The organism is Dokdonella sp. (assembly GCF_049593775.1).
Lineage (GTDB): Bacteria > Pseudomonadota > Gammaproteobacteria > Xanthomonadales > Rhodanobacteraceae > Dokdonella.
The window spans coordinates 1-2,642 of record NZ_JBAWHJ010000186.1; the positions used below are offsets into that span (position 1 = coordinate 1).

Annotated in this window: 3 protein-coding genes; all 3 read right to left on the minus strand. The window is 59.2% G+C overall.

Annotated features, from left to right (window positions below; translation table 11 throughout):
- Positions 1 to 261: 261 nt before the first annotated feature.
- Positions 262 to 1,218 (minus strand): arsenosugar biosynthesis radical SAM (seleno)protein ArsS, encoded by a 957-nt coding sequence (gene arsS, locus WBP53_RS06440; RefSeq protein ID WP_423927098.1) that lies wholly within the window; start codon positions 1,216 to 1,218, stop codon positions 262 to 264.
- Entirely contained in the window at positions 1,211 to 2,050 is an 840-nt protein-coding gene (locus WBP53_RS06445; protein ID WP_423927100.1) for a sterol desaturase family protein, read from the minus strand. The genes arsS and WBP53_RS06445 overlap by 8 nt, the downstream gene beginning before the upstream one ends.
- The coding region (locus WBP53_RS06450) for a TIGR04282 family arsenosugar biosynthesis glycosyltransferase (RefSeq protein ID WP_423927102.1) at positions 2,047 to 2,642 on the minus strand (596 nt) is incomplete at its 5' end. The genes WBP53_RS06445 and WBP53_RS06450, both read right to left, overlap by 4 nt.

Here is a 2,642-nt window from a genome sequence, read left to right on the forward strand (position 1 = left end):
CTGCCGTCCTCGAGGGCGTCTCGCGCTGCTTCCACGGTGGCTCGCACGCCACCCGGGGAGGTTCTCACCAGTGTCTGGGGGAAGTCGCTGGAAACTGGCATCTGGGTCTCTCGAGTTATCTGGCACCTCGTGCGGCGGGACATCGTTCGGCCGCTGCTCGTGCATAGTGCATGACGCAAGACTACCCGCAAGGAATGCTTCAGCCCAATCCCCGGGGAATCACCCCCTCGGAAAGTGCCAGGCGAAGAGCCTGTCGGCGTTTCAACCCAGGGCGCCACCACAGCTCGATCCCTGGCCGGCAGTACATCCGAAGCAATGGCCGGCGACACCGATTTCGCTGGGCAGCTCATGGTCAAGCAGTTCGCGCAAATGGGTGTTCACCTTGCGACCGGCCAATGGCAGCTTGAGCATCTGATTGAAGTCGCAATCGAACAGGTTGCCGTCGTAGCCGACACTGAGTGTTGAGCGGCACATGACAGAGTCCAGGTTGGAGTCCTGGTGGGCGTCGCGCAACGTGGCCATGTAGGTATCGAAATGTCCTTTTGACAACAGCCACGAACCGAAACGCTGTATCGGCATGTTCGTGATCGCATAGAGCTGGTTGAAGGCGATGTCGAAGTTGTCCGCCAGCAGGCGTCGGTAGTCTGTTTCAAGCTTTGATTGCTCTGGTGGCAGGTACGCACCATTCGGGTTGTAGACGAGGTTCAGCGTCAGTCCGCTGTCTGGTGCGGCATAGCCCATTGCATTGAGCTTCTTCAATGCAGTGATCGAATTTTCGAATACGCCGTCGCCGCGCTGTTCGTCGACGTTTTCCTGACTGTAGCAGGGGAGTGAAGCGACGGCCTCGACCTTGTGGGCCGCAAGGAACTCGCCAACCCATTCGTATCCTGGCTCTTCCATGATGGTCGGGTTGAGCCGATCCATCACGTGCAGTCCTTGCGCCCTGGCAGTTTCGACCAGCCAGCGGAAATCGACATTCATCTCCGGCGACCCGCCAGTCAGGTCCAGTGTCGTCACGCCAAGTTTGCGGCCGACGTGCAAGGCAAGTTCCATGGTTGCGCGGTCCATGGTCTCGGTGCGGCGTGGTCCTGCGTTGACGTGGCAGTGGATGCAACTGAGGTTGCAGCGATAGCCGAGATTCAACTGCAGGGTCGTGATTTTCCCGCGCTGTATGGAAGGGAAATCGCTGTGTTCGAGCCGTGGCCAGGAATTACGCATGATCGGAATCTTTTGTTGGTCGAGGAGGGTGTTCGGAGCGTGCAAGCGGATTGGCGAGCAGGGCCCGCAAGGATTGCGATGCGGCATCGCGAAACTCGAACAGTCCGATGCGCATCGCTGTGTGTCCGTCTCGCGGTTGCTCGGTGGCGGATGCAAATAGGCGATCCCACAGGCTGAGGAAATTTCCGTAGTTGCTGTCTGTCTCCACACGATGCACGGAATGATGCACACGATGCCAGTCCGGGGTAATGACCAGGCGTCGCAGGCGACGATCCCAGCGGTCGGGTATCGCCATGTCCGCATGCGAGAACAACGAAAAGACAGCGAGCAGGATTTCGTAGACAAGGACCGTCAGCGGCGCCGCTCCGAGCAAACCGATGACGAGGCACTTGTAGAGCAGCGAGAGGATGATTTCGAGGGGATGAAAGCGCAAGCCGAGCGTTGCATCGAACTGGGTGTCGCTGTGATGCACCCTGTGAAGCCGCCACAACCATGGTAGACGATGCATCCAGCGATGTTGCCAGTAAATGGCCAGGTCGAGTATCACGACGCCGATGACGAGCTCGGCTGCAGATGGCAAATGGACGATGTTGAAGAACCCAAGCTCCGAGTCTTCCACAAGCATCGAGAAACCGACCGCAGTCAATGGCAGGATCAGATAGATGATTGCTGCCGCGATGAGGGCCAGGCCGATGTTGCGCGCGCGCCTCCACGGTATACCCGATTCGCCCCGTCGCGGCAGCCAGTGCTGGATGGCGAGCAGGGTGACCAACACGCTGCCTACCAGCAAGAAACGAACCGCTCCGGCATGTTCAAGCAACCAGTTGCTCATTCGTGTCGCCTTGTTGCGCCGCCAATTTCTACAAGCAGTTGCCGGACTCTGGATTGTTCTGCAGTGGGGTTGTTCAGCGCGAGCAATTGATCGGAAACATGCGCGATGTCAGCTGCGAAGTCGATATCCTGCAACTCTTCTAGTTCCTTCCATTCGGCGCTTCCGCTCATGGCGCTGACAAAGTCGTTCGCGGTGTCTGGCATGCTGTAGTCGACCCGATTCCAGGCGTCATCCGACAATTCCGTATTGCCTCCAAACAGCCAGAAGCCACCGTCGGCGGCGCGCCCAATGACAAGCCGCGCCCGGTTTGTCTGCAACCATCTGGCAGCGGCAAGGAGTTGCCGGGATTCGATTTGTGGTGCATCTGCACCTATCAGGATCGCGGCGCCATGAGTCGCGCGCAAAGAGCGGTATACCGCGGCCATGCGCTGACCAAGGCCGCCCTCACCCTGGGCCACGTGTCGAAGTCCGGGCCAGCTCGAGGCAACGCCCGCATCAGATTCGGCGGTTGCCCAATATCCCTCAAGTTCAGTTTGAGCTCTGGTGCGATCGACTACCGAGCGCACCGCCGCGGCGGATGCCAGATACAGGC